Source organism: Sulfitobacter sp. OXR-159, assembly GCF_034377145.1.
In the GTDB taxonomy this organism is placed as follows: Bacteria; Pseudomonadota; Alphaproteobacteria; order Rhodobacterales; family Rhodobacteraceae; genus Sulfitobacter.
In genome coordinates, this window is the sequence record NZ_CP139707.1 from 1,388,104 (window position 1) to 1,408,984 (window position 20,881).

Sequence of the window (20,881 nt, forward strand, 5' to 3'; positions counted from 1 at the left end):
AGGCTTTGAGCGGATTGTAGGTAGGATTCGGCGCGGCGTTGCGCCCTATCTCTCTCAAGTACCGCTTGCTCCAAATCAGACCCCCTCACTTCGCATGTGCATCCGTCTGGATCATGGATTGCGCCGTAGCACTCAGGGATGTGCGCCCATAGTCCGGTTTCAGGGTCTTTGACGTGATGGCAAGCCATGCGGCCTCCAGTGGGGTTTTAGGACTGGGTTTGGCGTGAGGCTTCCGCCGCTGTATTCAGGCAAGCGCCGCACACGGCATCGCTCGGACTGGGCAACGCTGCGCCGCACTCGATGCAGCCAGCGGCATCAAAGAAGTACGGCCCGTGATCCTCGCCCGTCATTTGGCGCAGATATTCACCATCTGCCTCAAGAGCCTTCATCATTTCATCGTCAAATACGGTCATTGGTTCCTCCGGGATTAAGTGGATGGGGTGAGGATGCGGGCGAAAAGGCCCCACGCCTTCGGCTTCTTCGCAGCTTCTTCGCGAGCACGTTCCCGCTCGGCCAGCTTATCCAGGCACTTGCGCTCGGACCACGAAGCGGGCCAGCCAGCCGGATCGAGAGTGATGTTCTCCGGGTGTATACTGCTGACTTCGCCGCCTTCCCACTTCACGGTGATGATCGGCTCGCCGGTGGCATTGCGGTCGAAGCCTTCCACGTGACCTAGACGTTCGTCGCCGTCGAAGCCTCGATGAAAAACGACCGCGCCAAGGCGGAAGTCCATGGGGGAATAGGTGCGTTTCATATCGGCCTCCGGGGTTTTTAGGACTTGTTAAATTCGAGGCGACAAACGGCGTGAGGATAGCGCCCTCGCCACTGGCCTAAGAGGTGGTCGTCGTCCGCGAGTTCATACATCGGAAGCCAATCGTATTCGTCCCACAGCCTATGCTTTGTCCGGTAGGCAACGCCCAACTCGGCGCAATCTGTATGAGCCTTAAATGTCCAAACCTGCGCTCCGTCCGCGTTGACTTGGCGCAGATAAACCTCGCCCTTTGGGATCGTGCGCCCGCATTCCTCGCAGCGATGCGGCTTTCGTGCTGGCCCTATCTTCTCGCTGATATTTGAAATCATTTCGGCCTCCGGGGGGTTTGCTGGATTCAGTCGTCAAAGGGTTCGCATGTCCAAGAGTGAGAGACATAGACCGACATTTTAAAGTCCCTGTCGCAGCTTTCGCATGTGCTGCTGTCATTACCCTCGTTGTAATAGTGGGCGGGGTCTTCGCTCGGCTGGTGTTCGTGGCCGCAGTAGGGGCATTCTGGCCCGTCTGTGCTGTAGGTTTCCTCTGCCATGGTGCCTCCGGGGGTTTTAGGATTGGTTAAATTCGAGGCGGCAAACGGCGTGAGGGTAGTGTCCTCGCCACTGGCCTAAGAGATGGTCACCGTCTGCGAGTTCATACATCGGAAGCCAATCGTATTCGTCCCACAGCCTGTGTTTTGTCCGGTAGGCAACGCCCAAAGCGGCGCAATCTGTATGAGCCTTAAACGTCCAAACCTGCGATCCATCCGCGTTGACTTGGCGCAGGTAAACCTCGCCCTTCGGGATCGTTCGCCCGCATTCTTCGCAGCGGTGCGGCTTGCGCGCTGGCCCTATCTTCTCGCTGATATTTGAAATCATTTCGGCCTCTGGGGTTAGCTGGACTGGTTGCCGGGCCAACGGATCACGTCCGCGCGCCCTGTGAAGACTTCCCAAGCGAGCCGTAGTCGCGATCGGAAAGAGCGCAGCCCCTCGGGGCGGGCCGGATACCAGTTTTCCCCGTCATCGCATACTGTGGTGCTGCCATCCGCCGCTCTGGCAAGGCTGGATAAGGTATAGGCGTTTGGTGCCCGTTTCATCGCTTTTCCTTTCGGGGGATTGGTGGATTTGCACCCTTTCTAGCCGATGTGTGCGCACTCGTCAACCAAAAAATGGTTGACATGGTTGTGCAGATGGTTCAGGAATGGCACATGGATTTCATGGCACGAGAACCAGCAGAATGGCGTTCCCACATGCGGGACGATGAGCGCGAGGAACTAGATCGCGCCGAGCGGATGCGAGATGTCGCGGCGGAAAATCTGCGCGTGACGGTTAAGCGCATCAAGGATCGGGTGATTAAGCGAATGCGGAGGGCAGGCGGGAATGAATGACGTCGCAAAGGATTTTTGCGTTTACGTCCACTCAAGGCGGGACAACGGCCTTCCGTTTTATGTGGGTAAGGGGCGGCGGAATCGTCCGCATGAGGCATCTGGTCGATCCCAAAAGTGGTGCGACTTGGTTCTGGATGCCGGAGGCTTCGACGTTGAGATTGTGGCGAAAGGCTTGCCTGATAGCGCCGCGAAAGCTTTGGAGGCCAACCTTATCAGCCGCATGGATGGCTTGGTAAATGTTTCCCCGCGTGACAATAGGCCCGACGTTACGACGCTCGCCCCGGTCGTTAAGCAAATCACGCCACCGCCCGATCTGCTTGCGGATTTGGACGCATGGATCGCCCAGCAACCCGTGCCGCCTTCGCGGTCTGCGGTGATCGTCGCCGCGCTTCGCCAGTTCTTGGCGGGGCAAAATGGCCCGATGAAAGAAGGTGATCAGACACCCCCCGACGCCGAGGGGTGTTAAGAAGATGGTCGGTGAATCCATAAAGTGGGGCTACATCCTCGCCGCGCCGGGGCGTCCTTCTCGCAAGGATCAGATAGCGCATTTGGTCGCTTCCGGCGTCTCTGACGACCAGTTCGGGCCGATCTGGGAAGATCAAGCCTTTGTCTGATGTGAAGGTCAGCCGGGCGGCTTACTTCGCTTGGCAGAAGCTATGGGATGCTGGTGAGGTCAAAGACCTGCCCGGCGATGATGAAGTCTAAACAGGAGGTGCAGTATGATTGAGCGAGGCGATGAGGTCCATCACAAGCCGACAGGTGAGGACTGGGTTGTTCTGCGTGCAGGAACCGATGGGGCCGGCGAATTTGTTGAGCCTGCGGGGTGGCCACCGTGCCGCGCGCGGGCTTCGGATTGCGTGGTGACGAAGAAGGGCGCGCACGTCGATTTTCTCGACAGCGCCGAGTCCAGATAGGAGCGAAATACGACCCCTCCCAGTTTCACGAGTCGTTCACGCAATGTCTCTGTGAGTAGTCTGGTGTTAACATCTTGATAAGATTTTAATTCCGAAGAATTCAAAATCCCCCGCCGCAAGGCGTGCCGGTTCGAGTCCGGCCTTGGGTACCAATGGCTTACGCCATGCTCCGCATCCCCTGATATGCTCCACTCACAGTGGCCACTCACAGTTTCTGGGTTCGTTCACCCCCTGTTCGTTCCGATTCCTGCGGGCCTATTCACGGCGTTCCTGAGCGGCTTTCGATAGCTTCAAGCGGTTCGCTCGCTTGCGATAATAAACAACCATTTCCGCGCTCTGGTTTGTCACTGCTTGGATCTCAGCGTCACTCGCTCCGGCTTCTGCCAGTTCGATGATTGCCAGCTTGCGCAGGCCATGAAGTGTGAACGGCTTGGCATTGGGTCCGAGCGTTTCCCTCCAAGCTCTGAATGCTTTTTCGATGGCGCTGTATCCAACCGGCTCGCGTAGGTTCTTGGCCAGTAGGTATTCCCCTCGGCGGGGTAGCCCTGCGACAAATTCGCGGAGCCGCTTAGGACAGAAGGTTTCAAACAGTTCGCCGCCTTTTTCGTCCAGGACGAACATCGTTTCGCCTTTGAATTGATCGTGCGTCATGCAGATCGCGGCGTTCGGGCGTTGGCCGGTGCCAAGGATCAAGTGTGCAGCAGTCTGCACGTTGTCCGGCGCTGTATCGAGCTTCCCAATCATCCATGCGGGCCAAGGCTCGTAAGGGCTCTTTGGCTTGTATGATGCCAACTTCTTCGCAGGGTTTGCGCCGAGGGGCCAGTCGAGTTCACTGAGCGCATAGTTCCAAAGGATGGAGATGGTTTGCGCATATTTGCTGGCTTTGCGCGGCTGGTCGGCCATCTTCGCCAGCGCGGCCTTTAGGCCGGGGCGGGTGGTTCGTGCCATCGTTTTGTCGCCGTTCTTCTCAAGGATGCGATCCATGTCGCGGCGATAACTCGTCTTGGTCGATGCGGCGAGGTCTTGTTGAACGGTTATGTCTGCGCGCCATGCCTCTATGCACTCGCGCCATGTCTGCTTGGCTGGCGTCTTCTGGCGCTGGTCGCGCCCGGTGTGAAGTTCCCAATAGATCGTATCGAGGGTGCGCGCATCGCCTTGCCAATCTATGAGCCAAGTCTTCTCAGTCTGCTTGCCTGCAACCGTGTGTGTCACCCGGTAGTACGGCATCCATGCCGCCCGGTGCCGGTCCCACTTCCAGACCAACCGTTTCTTTTTGATCTGGGGCTTGGCTGGCTTCAAAGCTCAAAGTCCTCGTCTGGTTGTGCGGCACTGCCGTTCAGTATGGCTTCAATATCGCTTACGCGCCATCGATCGTGCCCGCCTAATCGACAGGGGGGCGGCAGAGCACCCGCACCAACCAACCGCCGGAACTCCGATGCGGGCAGGTCCAGCATCTTCGCGGCGGTGGTTTCTTTGACCGCAAGGCGGGGTACCTCGACGTTCATGTCGAAAGCTCCGGCTTCCAATCCTTCAATAGCTTGTTCCCCTTGCTCGAATTGCACGTCTGACAAGCGACAGTAAGGTTGTGTGCCTCATTACCACCGCCTTTGGAAAAGGGGTAAATGTGGTCGATGGCGAACGGGCCTTCGGTGTTTTTGAAATAGGCGCATGTTGGCCCGTCACGCTCAAATATCTCTCTGCGCTTTGCGGCAGATAGGTAACGGTTTGGCGGAGCGTCGCGCGGCAGATTCTTGATATTTTTGAGCCAAAACGCGGCTCTTTCGGCGCGCTCACGCGATGATTTCGTCTCAATTTTGACGGGGTTCTCGCTTTGGATATGCGCCTCAACAGCCTCGGCCAACTCCGGGAGGCGGTCACGTTCGAGGCGAATAGCGCTGCCAATCCGCACAAGGAATCCGTGGTTCTCAGCGGCGGTGCGCAGGCTGGCTTTGGGAACGCCCAGTTCCTCCGCAACTTCGTCGATCTTGCAAAGCTGGCTCATGCGTCCTTCCCCTCCCTCATTGCGGCGGTGTCGATCCCAAACGCTGCCATGATCTGCGCCGTGTAGTGGGCTTGGGCTACGGCTTTGAGCGGCGTTACGTCCTCGTCATGGAAGCCCCCCTGCAATTCAACAGATGTTGAACGAACGTGCTGCCACCATTTGACATTATCGCATGACACGAACTCCAGATAAGCCCCGGTGAAGTCGTCCGTATCGTCACAGATGAAATACCCGCCGCCTTGTACGAACGCTTGAGATATTACGGGCGCGTCTTTCGGGTGATCCTCCCAGACAAGCGGCTTCACCAGCCCCGGCAGTGCGTCGAGGCGGTCGGCATATTCCGCCATCAACTCCGCTATCTCTGCACGGCTTGCCGCGTGTGTCGGTGGGGTCTCCGCGATTGCGTTGGCCGTATCGCGCATCTCTTGGATCAGGTCGTCTAGTGCGTTACTCATGGCTGTCCTCCCCGGTGTCGATCCCGGCCAGCTCGGCTAGAAATTCCTTCACTGGATAGAAACCTCCCGCTCCTTGTACGCGATCCCACAGCGCCTGCGCGGCGTCTTGGTCGATCTTCGGGATGCCATCCGACAGTTGCAGCATGTCCCACAGCACCTTCGCCGCCTCCTGCGGTGTCATGGCGTCACATCGCTGCCCCTCGGCTACTTCGATAAGGGCGAGAATGCGTTTCGGGGCCATATAGGGGTGGCCTTTGCCTTGATCGCCCATGCGCTGCACAAGTGCTGCCGCCTCCCGCAGCGCGTCATTGCGGGCAATCCCCACCTCTCGTCGCATCCGCTTTCCCTCGGCCCGCATACCTACAAGGTCGTCTTCCAACTCCTTGATCCGCTCGGCTTGGGCGCGGTGTTCCTCGTCCAGCGCGTACCATGCGGCCTTCCAATCAAACGCCTCGCTTGAAATATCCACGGTCACACCAGCCCCCTTTCCTCAAGGATGCGCTGAGGTGCGGTCAGCGTGACCACGCCCCCGCGTACCCGGTTGCCCTCGACCTCGCACAGAGCAAGCGGGATCCACTGGTCTTCGCCATCCTCGTCGGCGCGGACGCATACGGCGCGATCCGTGGCGTGTTGGAAGATCACATCGATGTCATGGAGATCGGATTTCACGCTACGCTACCTTTCAGAGATTGTGAGGCGATAAGCTGGCAGGAAGCCAGCGAGGGGTTCATCTTGATCGCAGCCATGCCGCCGCGCAGGGCTTCGATGCGGTCAGCAAGGCGCTGCACCATTTCGTCATTGCACCCGATCTCCCGGGCCATCGCGATCAGCTCGCGGTCTTCTATGTATTTGGCAGTCATATGCCCTCCCTGTGTCGGTTTGCCCCGCCGCTCCCTCATGTGGAGGTGGCGCGAACGGCGGGGCGGTCTGGGGGTCCGACTTCACAAAATGCCCGCGTGTATGCGCGGTCGTCGTATGCCACTGGGTCGCCGTGGCCGCGTTATCCCCGTGATGGGGAACTCAATTCCTTGGCACTACGGTGCCGTCGACCTTGCGCTTCCACTTGGTGCCCTTCGATCCCGGAAGTCGCTGCTTCTTCTTCTCGATTCCGAGGTGCTTTGCCTTGACGCGGCGATCTTTGGACTTGGTGGCAACGTCGATGTTGGTCTTCGCGCGGTGGCAGCCGCGGCAGAGGCACTGGAAGTTCGTTTCGCGATTTTCGCCACCGTTGATAAGCGCGACGATGTGATCGAACTCTGGGTCTTCTCCGGCGACACCCAGCTTGCGCCCGCACTCAGCGCACTTGCCGCCGCAGCGGTCGAAGATGCGAATTTTAACGCGGGGCGGAAGTGCGGTGTTGTTGGTCTTTCCGACCCACTCGGGAACTTCTCTACTCATGATGTCTCCCTCAATGCTTTGCGCGCGACCTTCTGGGCCTGCGCGACTGAGCTTGTCGTGGCGATGTGGTGGAGATAGCGGCGCGCGTTTTCGAGCTTCTGACCGGGTGTCGGCTCATTGCTCGCAGGCGCGCGGCGCACACGTCTCTTGTGGCCGATCAGGAATAGCCAGATCAGGAGGCCCAGCATGGCGCCGCTACCGACTACCGCTCCGAATAAGAAGTTCATGTCTCCCCCATCTTCCCCATCTTCGCCAGTTCGTCGGCGGTGACGCCGATCATGTCGGCCAAATACTCAAGCATGTCTTGCTTGCTGCGTTTGAAAGCCTCGCCGCCCATTGCCTTCATGCTTTGACTGTGTGGCGTGTGGCAGTAGACGACGGTGCCCTCGATGTTGGTCAGCGCATAGCCGTGCATCCTGACGGCCAGACGCTCGGTGAAGGACGCCACGCGCTCGGCCCGGCGTTCATCGCCCACGGCAATCATGTCTGTGTCGCAATAGCCGGTGGCGATCAGTGCGTGTTTGCGCAGCGCTTCCGTAGAGACTGCGTAGGATGTTCCAAGGTGATGCTCGGGCAGGTTCATCCACGCGGTACGGACGAAGGCAAACTGGTGCTTGTGGCTTTTAGCTGACCGCTCTGGGTCCAAGTCGATATTCACAACCTGACCTTCGCCCAAGCGGTCGCAAATCTGTGCCATCGCATAGTTTCCGTCAGGGATAAGCGATTTCCCCGTCCATACCGCGCGAATGAGATCCTGCTCGCGCATTAGCCTTCGTCGCCCTTCGGCAGTTCCGCGATGAAGGATTGCAGTTCATCATAGAGCTCGGGCGATTGAGCTTTGATTTGGTCGACCTGCGTCTTGTAGAAATCCAGCACTTCATCGGCATAGCCCGCGCCTGCGTCCATCAGGTCGCCTTTGATGGCGCTCATAACTTGGTCGAACTTGCCCGGTTCAGGTTCCACAGGAGCCTTTTCCTGCTTCTCTGCCTCTTTCTCGGCGGGCTTTTCGACAGGCTTTGTTTCCTGCTTGGGCGCGGGCTTCTTCTCAGCAGGCTTATCTTCCTGCTTCGGTTCTTCCTTGACCTCGCCGGTCTGCGGATCGTGGTCGACGGTTTCTCCGGCGCTTTGGGGTGTTCCGTCCAGGTTTTCGGGCTCTGGTACGTCGGCCTCGCCTTCTTGATACTCGCCGTCGATGGTCGCGCCTTCATTGGGGTTCATCGCAAACTTGGCGTAGTCGACATGGGCGCCACCGTCATTATCGACAGCCACCGCATCGCGGAACTCAACGGACAGGGGCAGGTACTTCGACAAGGCGCGGATCGCGGTCTTCTTCGCCATCGCGTCTTCATGAGTGTGCCATGGGCTTTTCTCGGTTTTCCCGAACTTGACGGCAGACTGCCAGCCCTGCGACCCGTTGCGGATCTTCATAACCTTGGCCCAAGGCAGCACGACATAGGCGTGACCACCTTCCACGAATTTGGCGATAGCGTAGGCATGGAGGGGCTTGCCGTCCTCGGGGCCCGGAACATGACGCAAGCGCGCCTCTGTGCCTTCCTCGTACTCCCAGACTTCATCATCATCGTAATGGATGTGGGCGGAAATGCTGGTGATATGGCCAGAGCGGCGGGCGAGGTCGATCAGACCCTTATAGCCGATGATAAGCTGCACCTCGGGCACCTTCACCCAACGGCCATCAATCTTGCGGTTGTTGTCGAAGGGGATCAGATAAGCATGGCCCAGCACGGTGTTCGGCTCGAGGCCAAGGGCCGCGCATTGCATCAGAGCGCCAAGGAAAGAGAGCGGGTTGCACTCTTGCAGCTTGGGCGTGGTGCGGATCGCGTTGGCTGTGACGCGCATAAGGCGTTCGGGGCTCATATGATTGGCCGCGACCGTGCCTAGCTGTTCGCGCGCCATGTCGTTCAATAGGAGTTTTTGAACGCTATCCACTTGGCGAAGGGGTATTTTTGCTACTTGGCTCATATCATACAGCTTTCTGGTCTGCGGTGATGTCAGCACCGGGGATTGTGTCTGTTTCGATGTTGAAGGAGGCTTGGCGGGCTTCGCGCGCTGCGAGGTTGCGCAGACATTCCAGCACTTCGGGGCGTTCCTGGTAGCGCATGAACAGCAGGCGCGGGTTTGTGACAGTCACCTCAATGACCGTTCGCAAGGACGCTGTGCGGCCGCCTCCGGTGGCGCTGCCTACGTTTGCGGACTTCTTTGCAAAGCGTTCGGCGTCCTTTGCCTGCTTCTCCGCTTCCTTCTGAGCGGCTTCGGCTTCGACTTCGCCGGAAATGTCGTTCCGGGCTGCTGCTGCGGCGGCCTTGCGGTTGGCTTCTTCCTGCGCGGCCTGTGCCTCTGCGCGCCGCCGCTCGGCCTCGGCGTCCTTCTTGGCTTGCTCCTTCTTGAGCCATTCGGTCAGAAGGGGCTGCACCTTGGTGTTCGCCTTCTCCATCTTCTCAATGACGGGTTTGAACGCGGCCTGGACGGCTTTGCCCGCGTCGTCGTGCGGCTTCTTGGCTTTCTTTCGGGCTTCCTCCGCGATCTTCGCGCGTTTTTTGACCCCATCCATGAAGTCATTCAGAAGGGCGGCGTCTTCCTCGGTTTCCAGATCGCCATTCTCAAGCCATTGCGCGGCAGCTTCGAGGAACTTCTCCCCCGCGGCGTCCAGCTTCGCGACTTCCTCAGCGTCGAAGGGCGGCGGATTGTTTCCGCCGATCTTCGCGCGGTCGTTGGTTTCATCAAGCATATGCTTTTCTCCTTGGCAGTATGGCGTGTTCACTCAGATCAATGCGGGCATGGGTGGCCTGCATGATCGCGTTGGTCTTGTGTTCTTCGGTCAGGGCTTGGAACTCCTGCCGGGAAATGGGCTTTAGATATGACCAGTGGTCAGCAGGATCGCGGCGCCGGGTTCCGTTGACCTCGATGCAAAGCACCTCGTCTGAGGCAAGCTCTCCCGTCTCCGGGTCAATCTCGCGCTCTACGAAGATCCGCACGGGCACCCATGGGCCGCCGCGCACTAGCTTGCGCTTGTAGTAACCGGCTTCCGGCACTCCCTCGTGCATGGGCGGGTTCAGACCTGCCATTGCGGCGTTGTGCCAGCGATACAGTTCCGCGAAGGAGGAGGGTTTTCTCATGCCGACCTCCCGTGGTTCACATGAAAGCCAAGCTCTTGTTCGGCCTTCTTGCGCGCAGCCACAGCCTGATCTAAGTCTTTGAAATACCCAAGACAGATAGTTTTCCTGTTCTTGGTTATTTGAGCGGTCCAGCGGCTAGTCTGAGCAAACCAGTAAACCCCTGTATGACCACTAGAATTGTCCGATGGGCGCTTCTGGTTTTTCATGTTCTCGGAACGTGAAACCGAACGTAGGTTTACAATACGGTTATCTGACCGAACCCCATTGATGTGGTCTATTTGGTCTGCGGGCCATTCGCCGTTAACTAGCGCCCAAATCACTCTGTGGGCGAGTAGGCGTTTCTTGAAGACGGTACCGCATAAGTACCCATGCTTGTGTCGGATAAGAAATGCTTCCTGTCCCGCGTGGTGAGCATTCCAGACGTTTTTGGCTCTCTCCGGGTTTTTCCCCGAGAACAGGTCCGCTTTGCGCTCACGCCAGTACAACTTTCCAGTTTCAGCCTCATATCGAAGCAGAACCCGAAGAATATGAGGGGAAACTGTACGCATCATGCCTGCGCCTCTCCAAGCCACTCAGCCTTTGTCTTGGCCGGAATGAGCTTGTCCTGACGGACCATTTCACGGCGCCAATCGTCGGCCTTCTTTCGGGCGCGCATGGGTGTCTCTGCGTGGAACAGCCACGGGCAACCGTCGATGATGGCCATAGGCTTGCGATCCGGTTGGGTCAGGCAGGTGTAAACGTGGATCTCGCGCTGCGTGATTGGGATTACTTTGGCCATTAGTATGCCCCCCGGATGGTGAACGGCATTTCCGTTGCGTTGAAGTGCGCCAAGTTCGCCACGCCCTTGCTGACGATGTGACCACCAATCAGCGCAGCGACGGAAAGCATGAGGCCAGCAATAAACATCTGGACGGGCAGGGGCTTGTAGGGCACCGGTTTGCGATCCTGCGCGCGAACCTCGCGGGACGGCTGGGACAGCGTGATGATGTCTTCTTTGCGGAGCGGGATCATTGGGCTGCCCTCGCTTCTTCGCGCAGATGGGGCAGGACACCGACGAACACCTTACGGCGGCCATCACAGCGAACGCACCAGTCGGTGTAGCTTTCGCCGCGAACAGCGTCATAGCGCCGGATACCAGCAGGCTTGCCGCGGCATTCATTGCAGTGGACGTAACCGCTCAGGATCATTTCCGCGCATTCGGCGCAGATCGGATAACCAAAACGGTGGTTGTCGGACATCTGCTCGGGCAGGAGATCGTTCTTGCCGCATTCTTCGCAGATGCAATCCCCTACAGGGGTGAACCCGGTAGATGGGTGGAAGGCGGTGAACAGGGTCATGACGCCACCTGCTGCGCCGGTGGGCAACCACCAGAGTTGCCGCCCTTGATGATGGTGAAGTCGATGGGGTCCAGGTCGAAAACGTCAAACGCATCGCGCTCTATGTCCTCGATCAGACGGTTAAGGCGAGCGGGCGTAAGGCCGCGCTTCAAGCCTTCGGGAGTTATGTGTGCCAAGATCATTTCTTCCTCCTGTGCCGGGATTGGCTACAGAAAGAAGGTAATTAGGAAACTTCCTATGGTCAAGAAGTTTTTCGGAAACTTCCTAATATACAGCCGCGTTTAGTTTATGCTAACCAAGTTAACATTAGGGGGAGAACCATGAACATATTACGTCAAAAAAGCGCCACCGAGGTTAACTCAATGACGCGCGGTCAGCTTATTTTGCTGAAGATTGAGGTTCTTCGAGCGCTTCAGACCAAGCCTGAGCAGTTTTCAGAAGAAGTTCCCTCTGAGGGGCCGGCAACCTCTCAAAGAGAGCAATGATATCCGATTTAAGCTCTAAGTCTGTTGCTGTCTCGAACAGCGCAGCCAGTGGAACGTTCAATCCTTTAGCAATTTTCGCAAGGGTAACGATCTTCGGGCTTTGGCTCTTGCCGGACAGGATGTCATAGATACCTGTCGGGTTGATCTCGGCTGCTCTTGCCAGCTTTGCAGCGTCCATATGTCTGGCTTGCATCAAGTCTTTGATGTTCTTGGCAACGAGCATGTTTATCGGATCTCTTTCCATGAATAGGACATAACCTATTTAGGCGCTATCCGTCTAATTGGAAGTGTCCTAGGAAAAATGGTTGCTTGTCGTTAGGAAGTTTCCTAATATAGCGGCATGAATGTACAAGCCAGAAACCCTGAAATCGATAGTCTGGTTGCGGAAATTAACCGCTACCGCAAAGAGCATGGCGTATCCAAGACCGCATTCGGGGCTTGGGCCGTCAAAGATCCCAACCTGCTTCGCGACCTTGAGGGTGGCCGTGAATTGCGCTGGTCAACGATCCAAGCGATCCGCGACAAAATGGCGGGAGTTGCGCAATGACCCCCGTTATTTCAGCAGGGGTAGGCGTCCAGCAGGGCGAGATAGATCACCGTGGACGCGCCCCAATCAGCCGTATTCTGGTTCGCTCTCAGGTATTGGCCGAACAGCCGCGGTATCTCTGCGTTGGGGGCGTCGGGCGGGGGGCAATACTTGTCCAACCCGCCGAGACGACCAGCATCAGAGAACGCTTCATGCGCGCCTGTGGCATAGGCATAGCACTCTGCAACCTCAACGTCCGTCGTCTGGGCGCAGATGTCGTAGAGTTCGTTCGCGGTTATCATCTGGGCCGCCGCAGGCCCGCCAGCAAGAGCCAGCATAAGAGCAAGTTTTTTCATGGGATCGACTACACTCGATTCCCGCGCTCTGCGCAAGGCGGTGCCGCATGAGCGCCCGGGCTAATGAGTTCTTGGTCTGGCGGGCGGGCACGTCCGTCAACTGGGATTGCACTCAGAAAGACATCGCCGCCGAGGTCGGTCTATCGGTTGGCGCGGTCAGGGCGATCATGAAGCGCCGGGGATGGTCGTGCAATCATGTGGGGCAGGACCAAGACCCCTACGCCTATGCTCACCTTCACACCAATGCGCGGCATCATCCAACCCTCCGCGAACTGGGGGTCGAGATATGATTGAGACGCAGAACGCCAAGATCCTCGCACACTTGCAGGCGGGTCGATCGATCACCTTCTGGGAGGCCGTCGAGAACTTCGGCGTGATGCACCTTCCGCGCCGCATCCTCGATCTCAAGGAAGCCGGTCACACCATCGGTGACGACTGGGTGAAGCAGAACGGCAAGCGGTTCAAACGCTGGTTTCTCATTAAATCCGCGCCCCAAAAGGCGCCAGAACAAGGGGCATTGCTATGACACCTGCTCAAGTCGCTGCGCGCGAGAACGATGCCGCGCGCCGTTTCTGGGGTTCTCAAGAGGCCGAGGCTACCCGCCCCAAAGGGGTCGCGGAAAAGATCGTCCCCCTTCTGGGTAGCGGCATCAGTCGCAAGGAGGCGGCCCGCATCATCGGTTGCACACCTCCGGCCATCACCAATGCCTTGCGTAAGATCGGGGGTGCGCTGTGAAAACAACCGCTCGGCGTGACGGTGACAACATCATCGTCACCATCCCGATAGACGAGGTGCAGGCACTTCGCGTGGCTCTACAGCCCTGCCAGTGCAAGCACGTCAAGTCGATTGCCACCGCTGAACTGCGCACTGCCTTCGTGAAGGGGTTGGGCCGCGCCATGTTCATCAAGCAGCGCCCAATGAGCGGAGCGTGAAGCATGGCGGCGAACAGGGCTCAGGATCAGCGCCTTCTTGAAATGGTCCGGGCCCGCGCCGCCGGAGCAACCATTCGCGGGATGGAAGAACGGTTCGGGGTTCCCGGTTCCGGCATCACCACCCGAACCAACAAGGTGATGGACGCCGATCTGGCGCACAGCACCGGAGAGAAACCAACCACCATCAAGGCGGCGTACTGGCCGCGCAGGGAGTGAATATGCTGGATACCATGGACTACGATCTGGAAAATCGGTGTTCAACTGTTGGTGTTGAACAGACCGCCAGCAAGTCGCCTCGCAAACCAACCGCGATGGATTGGTTCAAAGCAATCGGCCCCAAGGTCAACGAGGTGGTTAAACCGTTTCAGTGCGGTGCCCCTTGGACGGCCTTCGCCAGCGATCTCGAACTGCGCCGCCTTGCCCGCCTACAGGCACGGATCGAGCGAAAGCAAGCGGCGTTGTCAGAGCTTAAAGCAGACCGCCGTCAGATCATGGTTCGCTGCGTTCGTCGTATGCGTCGTGAGCGGGGCTTGTCGTCATGACCGAGCGCATCACCGCAGCAGATTACCGCAAGGAGCAAGCCGCCTCGCAGGGGGCGGATAAGGGACGGGTTCGCGGGACTAAGGCCGTCGTGGTGCAGGGGATCAAGTTCCATTCGCAGCGGGAGGCAAAACGCTTTGGCGAACTGCGCCACCTTGAGCGCGCCGGGATCATCGAAGACCTGCGCCTACAAGTCCCGTTTGAACTGCAAGGCAGGGATGGCCCCATTCTGACGCCCACGGGCCGGGTCATGATCTACAAGGCCGATTTCGTCTACTTCGACAAGCGTATCAATGCCGAGGTGATCGAAGACAGCAAAGGCCACCCGACCGACACCTTCATCATGAAAAAAGCGATCCTTGCCGCGCAGGGCGTGGAGGTGGTTGAGACATGAACGCCCCTTCCACAAAGTCCCTTTTCCGCGCAACCAAAGCGAAGCGCAAGATCCACCCCGCACAGATGCTTATCGGCGGGCTGCCTGAACAGCGGAAGCCGGACGCAATACGCGATCCGTTGGACTATGATCCGACCCCACGGGATGCCACGGCAGCTTTCCTAGCAGCCGAAGGGGACCGCCTGCGCGAGATTGGCGGCCCGATCTGGGAGAACGCCGTGGGCGGCGGCCACATGGCCCGTGAGATTGCCGCGCATGGGTTCGACGTGGTTGGCAGCGACATCGTTGACCGGGGCCACCCCGGGACCATCATACGCCCGTTCTATAGCTGGGACGGCACCTATGAGAACATGGGCCGCCCACCTGCGGACATCATCATCACCAACCCGCCGTATAACGAGGTATCGGCGCGCGACGGGCATGGCCGCTGGCTGGAACACATCGAGAAGCTGGGCGTCCGATACGCCGCCATGCTGCTCAACTGGGACTGGATTGCAGCCCGCATCAACGGGATGGACGAGCTTCACGCCCGGTTCCCGGTAAGCCGCGCGTATGTCTGCTGCTGGAAGATTGATTTCCGCGGGGGAGGATCACCCCCCCAACGCAATGGCTGGCTTGTCTGGGACCGTGATTGGCAGGGGGAAACCGTCCTGCGTCGTTTGTTCCGTGAGGGCGGCGAACCAACGCAGGAGCGGCTGCTATGAGCCAAGACGCTTTTCTCGCCCGTCGCATTGTACGCTTGATTGAAGGCGCGAAGATCAATGTCACGACCGAGGCCGCAAGCCATCAGGCTATCGCGCGCATACTTCGTGATAGCGGCCTAGATGTTTCGTGCGAGGTCCGGCTATCGGCCAAAGATCGCGTTGACCTTATGGCCGGAACTATCGCTATCGAAGTGAAAACTGGCCATCGGCGCCGGGACATCCTTCGACAGATACAACGGTACGCCAAGATTGATGGAGTGTCAGAAGTCATTCTGGCCACCGCAATCGCGTTCCCAAAATCCATCACCGATCTTAGCGGCAAGCGGCTGCACATCGCATCATTGAGCAGGGGCTGGCTATGAACCTTGGAAAACTTGATTATGACGGGAATAGCTGGGCTTTGATCGACCTAAAGCCGCATGTGTCTATGCGGTTCAAAGGGATGTTCAAGGGAATACCCGAAGGTCAAACGCCACCGTTTATTCTGCGGGACCGCCTTGACCGCGCAGCCGATCTTGATTGGTTCATGCAGCGATACCCGCTGGAAGTTACTGACCGCGCGGCGAAGCGTCTGGCGGAAGGTGTGGAAGCCTATAACGCGCAAAGGCAGCGTTTAGAGACATTGAAGCGCCCAGACTATCAGCCGCTGATTGATCCTGGCTTTAGAACTGGCGAGAAACCTTTCAAATACCAGCTTCGGGCCGCTGAAATGGCCCGCGCAAATGGCGGTTTGCTGCTGCTTGATGATGTTGGTCTCGGCAAGACCGTTTCGGCACTGGCGGCGGTATCTGATGGTTGGGGGTTGCCCGCTGCTGTAGTGGTACAGCCGCATTTGCAGCGTCAGTGGGTAGTTGACTACATCAATCGCTTCACAAACCTGCGGGCAGTGATGGTGAAGGATCGCAATGTGCGCGACCTTGAGCCTGCCGACATCTACCTATTCCGGTATTCAAATATCGCAGCGTGGGGCAACTACGCCGAGACACTAGGCTGTAAGACCGTGATCTTGGACGAGATCCAAGAACTGAGACATGGCACCAGTACCGATAAGGGGCGCGGCGCTAAGGCTTTCGCAGACGCTGCCGATGCTGTGATAGGTCTCACGGCTACGCCGATCTACAATTACGGCTCAGAAATCTTCAACGTGATCGAGTTTATCGCTCCGGGAGTTCTCGGCACTTGGAGCGAGTTCATCATCAACTGGTGCGTGTCCCATGGCGCGCATTGGGTAGTTAAAGACCCATCTGCCCTTGGCGCATACCTGCAAGGTGAAGGCGTGACCCTGCGCCGTACCAATGAGGATGAAGAAGTATCCGCAACGCTACCACCGGCGTCCAAAGTAATCTTCGAAGTTGATTGGAATGAGGGCGACGCGGAGACAAACCAAGAGCTGCAGCGCAAGTTGGCTATGCGGGTTTTGGGAGGTGGATGGCACGAACGTGGCCAAGCTGCCCGCGAACTCGATCTTCTTCTGCGCCAAGACACCGGTATCGCCAAGGCCCGGGCTGTGGCTGCCTACGCGAGAACACTGGTAGAAGCGGGTGAGCCCGTCGTTATAGCTGGCTGGCACCGTGAGGTTTACCGCATCTGGAATGAGGCGTTGGCTGACCTGAATCCGGTGATGTTTACCGGTAGCGAAACCCAAGCCGCGAAACAACGTGCCGTAAAGGCGTTCATGGCAGGCGACACCAAGCTGATGTTTATGTCGTTGCGGTCAGGTGCAGGTCTCGATGGTTTGCAGCGCGTTTGCCGACATATGATTTTCGGTGAAATGGATTGGTCTCCCCAAGTCCATGCGCAGGTAACTGGACGCTTGCGCCGTTTCGGTCAGAAGCATCCAGTAACATCCCACTACCTTTGGACAGACGGCGGGTCTGATCCGGTCATAATGTCTGTGCTTGGCCTGAAAGCATCCCAATCTCACGGCATTCTTGACCCTTACGGTGCAGATACGGAGGCTACTCCGGTTGATGAAACACGGGTCAAGCAATTGGCGAAGGCGGTTCTCGATCGATCCGAAGCCGTCAAGGAGCGGCTGCTATGACCCGCCGCCAGCGCCGCCGTAAGCCCCATCAGGTACACCCGAGCCGGAAGTGCTTTAGCCACTTCTCACGCCGCTTGGGAGAGCGCGTAGAGCCCAGCTTAGACGCCAAGGTGATATGGGACGGGATCATCGACGCCATAGAGCGCGGCGACACCCTCTACGTCTCATTCATCGCCCGCCTGAACAAGAAGGGGCGCCGCCTGTGGCGGGTAGGGGGCGGGCCCTGTGCCTACACCTTCTTCATTGTCTACGACCACGCCCTGAACTGCCCTGTGACGGTGCTGGACACAACCAAAGTTGCCGGATGCCACCCTGACCTGCGCAGAGGCAAAGTTATCACGCTTGAGGACCACATATGAGACACGGGAGCGATTGGTATAAGAGAGAGCCGATTGCCTATCTGGGCGGCGTCCAAGGCATGACGGCCAAGGAACATGCCGTCTATTCGGTGACGCTTGACCTGATCTATCAGCACGGTGGATCGGTGAATAATGACCCCGGCTGGATCTCTGGTTGGATCAAAGACATGGGTGCGGCATCCGTTCGCAAGACCATCGCAACGCTTGTGGAACGCAAGAAACTCTACATCGATGGCGATCAAATCTACCAAAAACGGGCGAAAACCGAAGCAAAAACCAAGGAAAACGTGAGTGAAACCGCGCGAGAAAACGGGAGAAAAGGCGGCAAAAAATCAGCGGAAAATAGGGCTGCCTCCAAGGAAAACAGTCACTTAAATGAAGCGCCCGCTTCAAGCGAAAACCAAGCAGAGAAGAGAAGAGAAGAGAAGATAGAAGTAGATAAATCTACTTCTACTCAAGAGGCGGAAAATTATCAGAGATTTTTGAAAGCCCATCCCAAGCCTGTTCGGACTGATGCGGGGGAGAACCTGTTCTCGGAGCTTGTGGCCGAAGGGGCGGAGCCAGAGCAGATCATCGCGTCAGCCGCAGCCTACGCAGAAACCGTCAAGGGTTGGTCCGCCGAAGCCAAGGTGCAGCAGTCGGATAACTTTTTGGACCCGGATCGAGGCAAGTGGCGCGAGTTCATTCCCAAGCCAAAGGCCGAACGCGCATCGGATTCCGAGATCCTGAATTTCTGGGCCGAGAAGATCAACAACTCGAAGTTTGTCGCGCCCAGTTCGGTCAATCCCAACATAGCGCGCGCCCTTGTCGACAAGGGCTTGGTCACAGCCGAAAAGCTGAAAGAGCGAGGTATCGCTGCATGATCGAGCCCATCACAGCAAAGGAAATGCAGCAGGCATATTTCTGGGCCGCTCAGTGCCACCCGGAGCTTGCCCAGGCCCGTAACCCGGAGGAATACGCCGCGGACTTCGCGCGCCGGCATGGCATCCGCCTGCCTGACTTCTTCGGCAAGACCCGGACCCATGATGTCGCCCACCGGCGTCAAGAGTGCATGGCCGATCTTCGCGATCAGGGCTTCACGCTTTCGCGGATCGCCCGGCTGTTCAAGCGCGACCACACGACCGTCCAGCACGGAATTGAAGCAGTTAAACGGAGGAAGGGACTATGACCATCTGGGACCGCATCAAGCGGGCGTGGTGCGAACGCTTTCACGCGGGCGGCTATGTCTGCCGGGACCGGCTCGGGCGCATCAACTGGAAGTGCGACACCTGTGGGCGGTTTGCTAACCCGGTGACGCATGAGGATGAGCGCCGCGTGGTGGATGCGAAGATCGAGGAATACCGCCGCGCCAGTGAAGTAGCAGAGCGGCACAAGGACTACGCCCGTTCGCGGGATCTATGTGGTCCACACCGCTTCAAGGCCAATCTGATCGAGACACTGGGCACCGATTGCGTCGTCTGCGGCCGTCCGATCTGGGACGGCATCCACGACACACGGAAGGAGAACGTCTAATGGTTTGGCGCGCACACGCTCAACAGAGCTACTTCACCGGAGGGGCTGCGCTTAGCCTCGCCAAAATCGGCAACGATCACGGTGTCAGCACTGTCACGGGTATGACCTTCACCGATACTGCTTACGGGGAATACGAGCCGAAGGAACCGATCATTGACGGCCCGGAAGCCGTGGAGTTCATGCAAGCCGTCATGGATGCCGCCTACGAGTATGGCTTGCGCCCCTCTCGCGCACAGGACGACACCGCGCAGGGAAGGCACCTCGAAGACATGCGCGACATCACCAAGCACCTTCTGAAGATGAACAAGGGGTAATCCACCATGCCAAGCAAGCAGGTCGAAGACGTTTACAACGCCGGGGGCTTCGATGGCGGCCCCCTTGGCCGTCCTGGACGAAAGGGGACGGACACCGCGAAACTGGACGTGCCGAAGGACGCCGCAGTGCGCGCCATGTGCCAAGAACTGTGGAAGATGCGCGAGGGGCTCGCAGCCATGGGCCTACACGCCCACATCCTCGACCAAGTAAGCAACAAGCTCAACGCACAGGCGTTGGAGATCGAGCGGTACAGGTCGGATCGCGCCTATGTCCTCGGCCACAACGATGGATGGGATGCAGCCATGGCAACAGGATTGCCGAAGGACGAGGTGAAGACATGACGACACCCAAGAAATTGCGTGATGTGGCGCGGGACGCTGAGAGCGATACCCATTCAGCCATATGGGATTACCCCGAAGTTTTGCGCGAAGCTGCCGAGAAGATAGACTACCTTACCGACCTACTGAACAAGATCGAAATACTAACCGCCACGGGCGAGGGGCTGACCCCGGAGGAATGTATGCACATTCATCTGATGGCAAATGTTCGGACGGAATAGGGGTTAAGCGTGGTGACACGCGAATCGGCCAGCGGTAATATTCTCGGGCAGGGTGGAGAAGCGGTATCTCGTCTGGCTCATAACCAGAAGGTCGGCGGTTCAAGTCCGCCCCTTGCAACCAAATTCAGATCGCCGGGAAGCCGGTGAAAGACGCATATATGTTCTGCCCGTTGGGACGATTGGCTTAATCGTAGATTGCAGCGGGGCCGTGGCTGGATTGGTCCGTGGGAGTCGGACAGAAAACGCCGCTCGATACTACCTCCCTGTTGAACTTGGCCCGCACCGAGAGGATCGCGGGCTACTTTTCACAAGGGACAAGGGGAACACCATGAACACCACTGGATACCGACCCGCCGAAGAATTTGCCCGCCAAGCCACCTGCACCGTCTGCAATGGCCGTGAGCGGGTATGCGAGAACCACCCGGGCAAGGCATGGCCACATGAGTGTGATTGCGGCGCCGGTATGCCCTGCGTCTGTAGCCCCCTCCACAAGCACCAGCCAAAGCAGGAACAGGAAGGCGTTATGCCCTTCATTGAATCCGCCCACACATCACTTGTCGGAGCTTTGCGCTCAGCTCCAAAGGTTATGCCGATCACTGTGGTATCTGTAGACGGCACGAACAAGGGCCAGCTTGTCATGTTCGACGGCGAAAAATGGTCCAAATCAGAAGTGGTGAAACGCCTGCGAGCCGCCGCCGACTTCCTAGAAGCGCATCTTTAACAAGCCCGCCATTTCAGGGGGGTTAAGCGCCTTTTTCCCGCTACATCCTGTGGGGTATCATT

46 protein-coding genes and 1 tRNA gene are annotated in these 20,881 nt (G+C 58.1%); 23 read left to right on the forward strand and 24 right to left on the reverse strand.

What is annotated here, in order from left to right:
* Positions 1–206 precede the first annotated feature (206 nt).
* The 4 genes from T8A63_RS07000 to T8A63_RS07015 form a co-directional block, all read right to left on the reverse strand.
* Positions 207–413 carry a hypothetical protein gene (locus T8A63_RS07000; RefSeq protein WP_322345403.1) on the reverse strand — a complete coding sequence of 69 codons (207 nt, stop codon included), beginning with the start codon at positions 411–413 and terminating at the stop codon, positions 207–209.
* 14 nt (positions 414–427) lie between these two features.
* A complete protein-coding gene (locus T8A63_RS07005) occupies positions 428–754 on the reverse strand; it encodes a hypothetical protein (protein ID WP_322345404.1) in 327 nt (108 codons plus the stop codon).
* 352 nt (positions 755–1,106) lie between these two features.
* Positions 1,107–1,298: a hypothetical protein gene (locus tag T8A63_RS07010; protein ID WP_322345405.1), complete on the reverse strand. Its 192-nt coding sequence runs from the start codon at positions 1,296–1,298 to the stop codon at positions 1,107–1,109.
* Positions 1,299–1,637: 339 nt separating this feature from the next.
* Positions 1,638–1,841, reverse strand: coding sequence for a hypothetical protein (locus T8A63_RS07015; protein WP_322345406.1), 204 nt, complete (start codon positions 1,839–1,841; stop codon positions 1,638–1,640).
* Positions 1,842–1,952: 111 nt separating this feature from the next.
* On the opposite strand from T8A63_RS07015, the gene T8A63_RS07020 reads away from it, so the two are divergent.
* The 3 genes from T8A63_RS07020 to T8A63_RS07030 are packed head-to-tail and all read left to right on the forward strand — an operon-like array spanning position 1,953 to position 2,746.
* Positions 1,953–2,132: a hypothetical protein gene (locus T8A63_RS07020; RefSeq protein WP_322345407.1), complete on the forward strand. Its 180-nt coding sequence runs from the start codon at positions 1,953–1,955 to the stop codon at positions 2,130–2,132.
* Positions 2,125–2,598, forward strand: coding sequence for a hypothetical protein (locus T8A63_RS07025; protein ID WP_322345408.1), 474 nt, complete (start codon positions 2,125–2,127; stop codon positions 2,596–2,598). Before T8A63_RS07020 ends, T8A63_RS07025 begins: the two co-directional genes overlap by 8 nt.
* A 4-nt stretch (positions 2,599–2,602) precedes the next feature.
* The gene (locus tag T8A63_RS07030; RefSeq protein WP_322345409.1) at positions 2,603–2,746 is read left to right on the forward strand and encodes a hypothetical protein; all 144 of its coding nucleotides are present in this window, start codon (positions 2,603–2,605) and stop codon (positions 2,744–2,746) included.
* Positions 2,747–3,301: 555 nt separating this feature from the next.
* On the opposite strand, the gene T8A63_RS07035 is transcribed toward T8A63_RS07030, so the two are convergent.
* From T8A63_RS07035 to T8A63_RS07125, 19 genes are all read right to left on the reverse strand, one after another.
* Positions 3,302–4,345 carry a tyrosine-type recombinase/integrase gene (locus T8A63_RS07035; protein ID WP_322345319.1) on the reverse strand — a complete coding sequence of 348 codons (1,044 nt, stop codon included), beginning with the start codon at positions 4,343–4,345 and terminating at the stop codon, positions 3,302–3,304.
* Entirely contained in the window at positions 4,342–4,551 is a 210-nt protein-coding gene (locus tag T8A63_RS07040; protein ID WP_322345320.1) for a helix-turn-helix domain-containing protein, read from the reverse strand. Before T8A63_RS07040 ends, T8A63_RS07035 begins: the two co-directional genes overlap by 4 nt.
* Positions 4,548–5,048, reverse strand: a complete 501-nt coding sequence (locus tag T8A63_RS07045; RefSeq protein WP_322345321.1) for an HNH endonuclease — start codon at positions 5,046–5,048, stop codon at positions 4,548–4,550. The genes T8A63_RS07040 and T8A63_RS07045 overlap by 4 nt, the downstream gene beginning before the upstream one ends.
* Entirely contained in the window at positions 5,045–5,503 is a 459-nt protein-coding gene (locus tag T8A63_RS07050) for a hypothetical protein (RefSeq protein WP_322345322.1), read from the reverse strand. The genes T8A63_RS07045 and T8A63_RS07050 overlap by 4 nt, the downstream gene beginning before the upstream one ends.
* Complete coding sequence (locus T8A63_RS07055) at positions 5,496–5,978, reverse strand: hypothetical protein (protein WP_322345323.1); 483 nt, start codon at positions 5,976–5,978, stop codon at positions 5,496–5,498. Before T8A63_RS07055 ends, T8A63_RS07050 begins: the two co-directional genes overlap by 8 nt.
* Positions 5,975–6,172, reverse strand: a complete 198-nt coding sequence (locus T8A63_RS07060; protein ID WP_322345324.1) for a hypothetical protein — start codon at positions 6,170–6,172, stop codon at positions 5,975–5,977. Before T8A63_RS07060 ends, T8A63_RS07055 begins: the two co-directional genes overlap by 4 nt.
* The gene (locus tag T8A63_RS07065; protein WP_209218118.1) at positions 6,169–6,363 is read right to left on the reverse strand and encodes a hypothetical protein; all 195 of its coding nucleotides are present in this window, start codon (positions 6,361–6,363) and stop codon (positions 6,169–6,171) included. The genes T8A63_RS07060 and T8A63_RS07065 overlap by 4 nt, the downstream gene beginning before the upstream one ends.
* Positions 6,364–6,523: 160 nt before the next feature.
* Entirely contained in the window at positions 6,524–6,901 is a 378-nt protein-coding gene (locus T8A63_RS07070; protein WP_322345325.1) for an HNH endonuclease, read from the reverse strand.
* The gene (locus T8A63_RS07075) at positions 6,898–7,128 is read right to left on the reverse strand and encodes a hypothetical protein (protein WP_209218122.1); all 231 of its coding nucleotides are present in this window, start codon (positions 7,126–7,128) and stop codon (positions 6,898–6,900) included. Before T8A63_RS07075 ends, T8A63_RS07070 begins: the two co-directional genes overlap by 4 nt.
* Positions 7,125–7,598, reverse strand: a complete 474-nt coding sequence (locus T8A63_RS07080; protein ID WP_322345326.1) for a hypothetical protein — start codon at positions 7,596–7,598, stop codon at positions 7,125–7,127. The genes T8A63_RS07075 and T8A63_RS07080 overlap by 4 nt, the downstream gene beginning before the upstream one ends.
* Before the next feature lie 68 nt (positions 7,599–7,666).
* A complete protein-coding gene (locus tag T8A63_RS07085; protein ID WP_322345327.1) occupies positions 7,667–8,881 on the reverse strand; it encodes a recombinase RecT in 1,215 nt (404 codons plus the stop codon).
* 1 nt (position 8,882) lies between these two features.
* The gene (locus T8A63_RS07090) at positions 8,883–9,647 is read right to left on the reverse strand and encodes a hypothetical protein (RefSeq protein ID WP_322345328.1); all 765 of its coding nucleotides are present in this window, start codon (positions 9,645–9,647) and stop codon (positions 8,883–8,885) included.
* Entirely contained in the window at positions 9,640–10,035 is a 396-nt protein-coding gene (locus tag T8A63_RS07095) for a hypothetical protein (protein WP_322345329.1), read from the reverse strand. The genes T8A63_RS07090 and T8A63_RS07095 overlap by 8 nt, the downstream gene beginning before the upstream one ends.
* Complete coding sequence (locus T8A63_RS07100) at positions 10,032–10,586, reverse strand: HNH endonuclease signature motif containing protein (protein WP_322345330.1); 555 nt, start codon at positions 10,584–10,586, stop codon at positions 10,032–10,034. Before T8A63_RS07100 ends, T8A63_RS07095 begins: the two co-directional genes overlap by 4 nt.
* Positions 10,583–10,813 carry a hypothetical protein gene (locus T8A63_RS07105; RefSeq protein ID WP_322345331.1) on the reverse strand — a complete coding sequence of 77 codons (231 nt, stop codon included), beginning with the start codon at positions 10,811–10,813 and terminating at the stop codon, positions 10,583–10,585. The genes T8A63_RS07100 and T8A63_RS07105 overlap by 4 nt, the downstream gene beginning before the upstream one ends.
* Complete coding sequence (locus T8A63_RS07110) at positions 10,813–11,046, reverse strand: hypothetical protein (protein ID WP_322345332.1); 234 nt, start codon at positions 11,044–11,046, stop codon at positions 10,813–10,815. Before T8A63_RS07110 ends, T8A63_RS07105 begins: the two co-directional genes overlap by 1 nt.
* A complete protein-coding gene (locus T8A63_RS07115; protein ID WP_209218131.1) occupies positions 11,043–11,372 on the reverse strand; it encodes a hypothetical protein in 330 nt (109 codons plus the stop codon). Before T8A63_RS07115 ends, T8A63_RS07110 begins: the two co-directional genes overlap by 4 nt.
* The gene (locus T8A63_RS07120) at positions 11,369–11,554 is read right to left on the reverse strand and encodes a hypothetical protein (protein WP_322345333.1); all 186 of its coding nucleotides are present in this window, start codon (positions 11,552–11,554) and stop codon (positions 11,369–11,371) included. Before T8A63_RS07120 ends, T8A63_RS07115 begins: the two co-directional genes overlap by 4 nt.
* Positions 11,555–11,750: 196 nt before the next feature.
* Positions 11,751–12,080 (reverse strand): helix-turn-helix transcriptional regulator, encoded by a 330-nt coding sequence (locus tag T8A63_RS07125; RefSeq protein WP_322345334.1) that lies wholly within the window; start codon positions 12,078–12,080, stop codon positions 11,751–11,753.
* Between the two features lie 117 nt (positions 12,081–12,197).
* Here T8A63_RS07125 and T8A63_RS07130 point away from each other — a divergent pair, with 117 nt between their 5' ends.
* On the forward strand, positions 12,198–12,404 hold the full coding sequence (locus T8A63_RS07130) for a hypothetical protein (RefSeq protein ID WP_322345335.1): 207 nt from the start codon (positions 12,198–12,200) through the stop codon (positions 12,402–12,404).
* 11 nt (positions 12,405–12,415) lie between these two features.
* Here T8A63_RS07130 and T8A63_RS07135 read toward each other — a convergent pair whose 3' ends face one another.
* Entirely contained in the window at positions 12,416–12,739 is a 324-nt protein-coding gene (locus T8A63_RS07135) for a Rap1a/Tai family immunity protein (RefSeq protein WP_322345336.1), read from the reverse strand.
* Positions 12,740–12,756: 17 nt separating this feature from the next.
* Here T8A63_RS07135 and T8A63_RS07140 point away from each other — a divergent pair, with 17 nt between their 5' ends.
* The 19 genes from T8A63_RS07140 (at position 12,757) to T8A63_RS07230 (ending at position 20,819) form a co-directional block, all read left to right on the forward strand.
* Complete coding sequence (locus T8A63_RS07140) at positions 12,757–13,029, forward strand: transposase family protein (RefSeq protein ID WP_416153244.1); 273 nt, start codon at positions 12,757–12,759, stop codon at positions 13,027–13,029.
* Positions 13,026–13,265 carry a helix-turn-helix domain-containing protein gene (locus T8A63_RS07145; RefSeq protein WP_322345338.1) on the forward strand — a complete coding sequence of 80 codons (240 nt, stop codon included), beginning with the start codon at positions 13,026–13,028 and terminating at the stop codon, positions 13,263–13,265. The genes T8A63_RS07140 and T8A63_RS07145 overlap by 4 nt, the downstream gene beginning before the upstream one ends.
* Positions 13,262–13,474 carry a hypothetical protein gene (locus T8A63_RS07150; RefSeq protein ID WP_209218138.1) on the forward strand — a complete coding sequence of 71 codons (213 nt, stop codon included), beginning with the start codon at positions 13,262–13,264 and terminating at the stop codon, positions 13,472–13,474. Before T8A63_RS07145 ends, T8A63_RS07150 begins: the two co-directional genes overlap by 4 nt.
* Positions 13,471–13,671, forward strand: a complete 201-nt coding sequence (locus T8A63_RS07155; protein ID WP_209218139.1) for a hypothetical protein — start codon at positions 13,471–13,473, stop codon at positions 13,669–13,671. Before T8A63_RS07150 ends, T8A63_RS07155 begins: the two co-directional genes overlap by 4 nt.
* 3 nt (positions 13,672–13,674) lie before the next feature.
* Positions 13,675–13,887: a hypothetical protein gene (locus T8A63_RS07160; RefSeq protein ID WP_322345339.1), complete on the forward strand. Its 213-nt coding sequence runs from the start codon at positions 13,675–13,677 to the stop codon at positions 13,885–13,887.
* Positions 13,888–13,889: 2 nt separating this feature from the next.
* Positions 13,890–14,213, forward strand: a complete 324-nt coding sequence (locus tag T8A63_RS07165; protein WP_209218141.1) for a hypothetical protein — start codon at positions 13,890–13,892, stop codon at positions 14,211–14,213.
* A complete protein-coding gene (locus T8A63_RS07170) occupies positions 14,210–14,605 on the forward strand; it encodes a DUF1064 domain-containing protein (protein WP_322345340.1) in 396 nt (131 codons plus the stop codon). Before T8A63_RS07165 ends, T8A63_RS07170 begins: the two co-directional genes overlap by 4 nt.
* Complete coding sequence (locus tag T8A63_RS07175; protein WP_322345341.1) at positions 14,602–15,309, forward strand: hypothetical protein; 708 nt, start codon at positions 14,602–14,604, stop codon at positions 15,307–15,309. The genes T8A63_RS07170 and T8A63_RS07175 overlap by 4 nt, the downstream gene beginning before the upstream one ends.
* Complete coding sequence (locus T8A63_RS07180; RefSeq protein ID WP_322345342.1) at positions 15,306–15,671, forward strand: hypothetical protein; 366 nt, start codon at positions 15,306–15,308, stop codon at positions 15,669–15,671. The genes T8A63_RS07175 and T8A63_RS07180 overlap by 4 nt, the downstream gene beginning before the upstream one ends.
* Positions 15,668–17,353 carry a DEAD/DEAH box helicase gene (locus T8A63_RS07185; RefSeq protein ID WP_322345343.1) on the forward strand — a complete coding sequence of 562 codons (1,686 nt, stop codon included), beginning with the start codon at positions 15,668–15,670 and terminating at the stop codon, positions 17,351–17,353. Before T8A63_RS07180 ends, T8A63_RS07185 begins: the two co-directional genes overlap by 4 nt.
* Entirely contained in the window at positions 17,350–17,712 is a 363-nt protein-coding gene (locus tag T8A63_RS07190) for a hypothetical protein (protein WP_322345344.1), read from the forward strand. Before T8A63_RS07185 ends, T8A63_RS07190 begins: the two co-directional genes overlap by 4 nt.
* On the forward strand, positions 17,709–18,575 hold the full coding sequence (locus tag T8A63_RS07195) for a DUF1376 domain-containing protein (RefSeq protein WP_322345345.1): 867 nt from the start codon (positions 17,709–17,711) through the stop codon (positions 18,573–18,575). The genes T8A63_RS07190 and T8A63_RS07195 overlap by 4 nt, the downstream gene beginning before the upstream one ends.
* A complete protein-coding gene (locus T8A63_RS07200) occupies positions 18,572–18,880 on the forward strand; it encodes a helix-turn-helix domain-containing protein (RefSeq protein WP_322345346.1) in 309 nt (102 codons plus the stop codon). Before T8A63_RS07195 ends, T8A63_RS07200 begins: the two co-directional genes overlap by 4 nt.
* Complete coding sequence (locus tag T8A63_RS07205; protein ID WP_322345347.1) at positions 18,877–19,224, forward strand: hypothetical protein; 348 nt, start codon at positions 18,877–18,879, stop codon at positions 19,222–19,224. Before T8A63_RS07200 ends, T8A63_RS07205 begins: the two co-directional genes overlap by 4 nt.
* Entirely contained in the window at positions 19,224–19,538 is a 315-nt protein-coding gene (locus T8A63_RS07210; protein ID WP_322345348.1) for a hypothetical protein, read from the forward strand. The genes T8A63_RS07205 and T8A63_RS07210 overlap by 1 nt, the downstream gene beginning before the upstream one ends.
* Before the next feature lie 6 nt (positions 19,539–19,544).
* Positions 19,545–19,880 (forward strand): hypothetical protein, encoded by a 336-nt coding sequence (locus T8A63_RS07215; protein WP_322345349.1) that lies wholly within the window; start codon positions 19,545–19,547, stop codon positions 19,878–19,880.
* Positions 19,877–20,098, forward strand: a complete 222-nt coding sequence (locus tag T8A63_RS07220; RefSeq protein ID WP_322345350.1) for a hypothetical protein — start codon at positions 19,877–19,879, stop codon at positions 20,096–20,098. The genes T8A63_RS07215 and T8A63_RS07220 overlap by 4 nt, the downstream gene beginning before the upstream one ends.
* A 46-nt stretch (positions 20,099–20,144) precedes the next feature.
* Positions 20,145–20,219, forward strand: a tRNA-Met gene (locus T8A63_RS07225).
* Positions 20,220–20,426: 207 nt separating this feature from the next.
* Positions 20,427–20,819 (forward strand): hypothetical protein, encoded by a 393-nt coding sequence (locus tag T8A63_RS07230; protein ID WP_322345351.1) that lies wholly within the window; start codon positions 20,427–20,429, stop codon positions 20,817–20,819.
* Positions 20,820–20,881 lie beyond the last annotated feature (62 nt).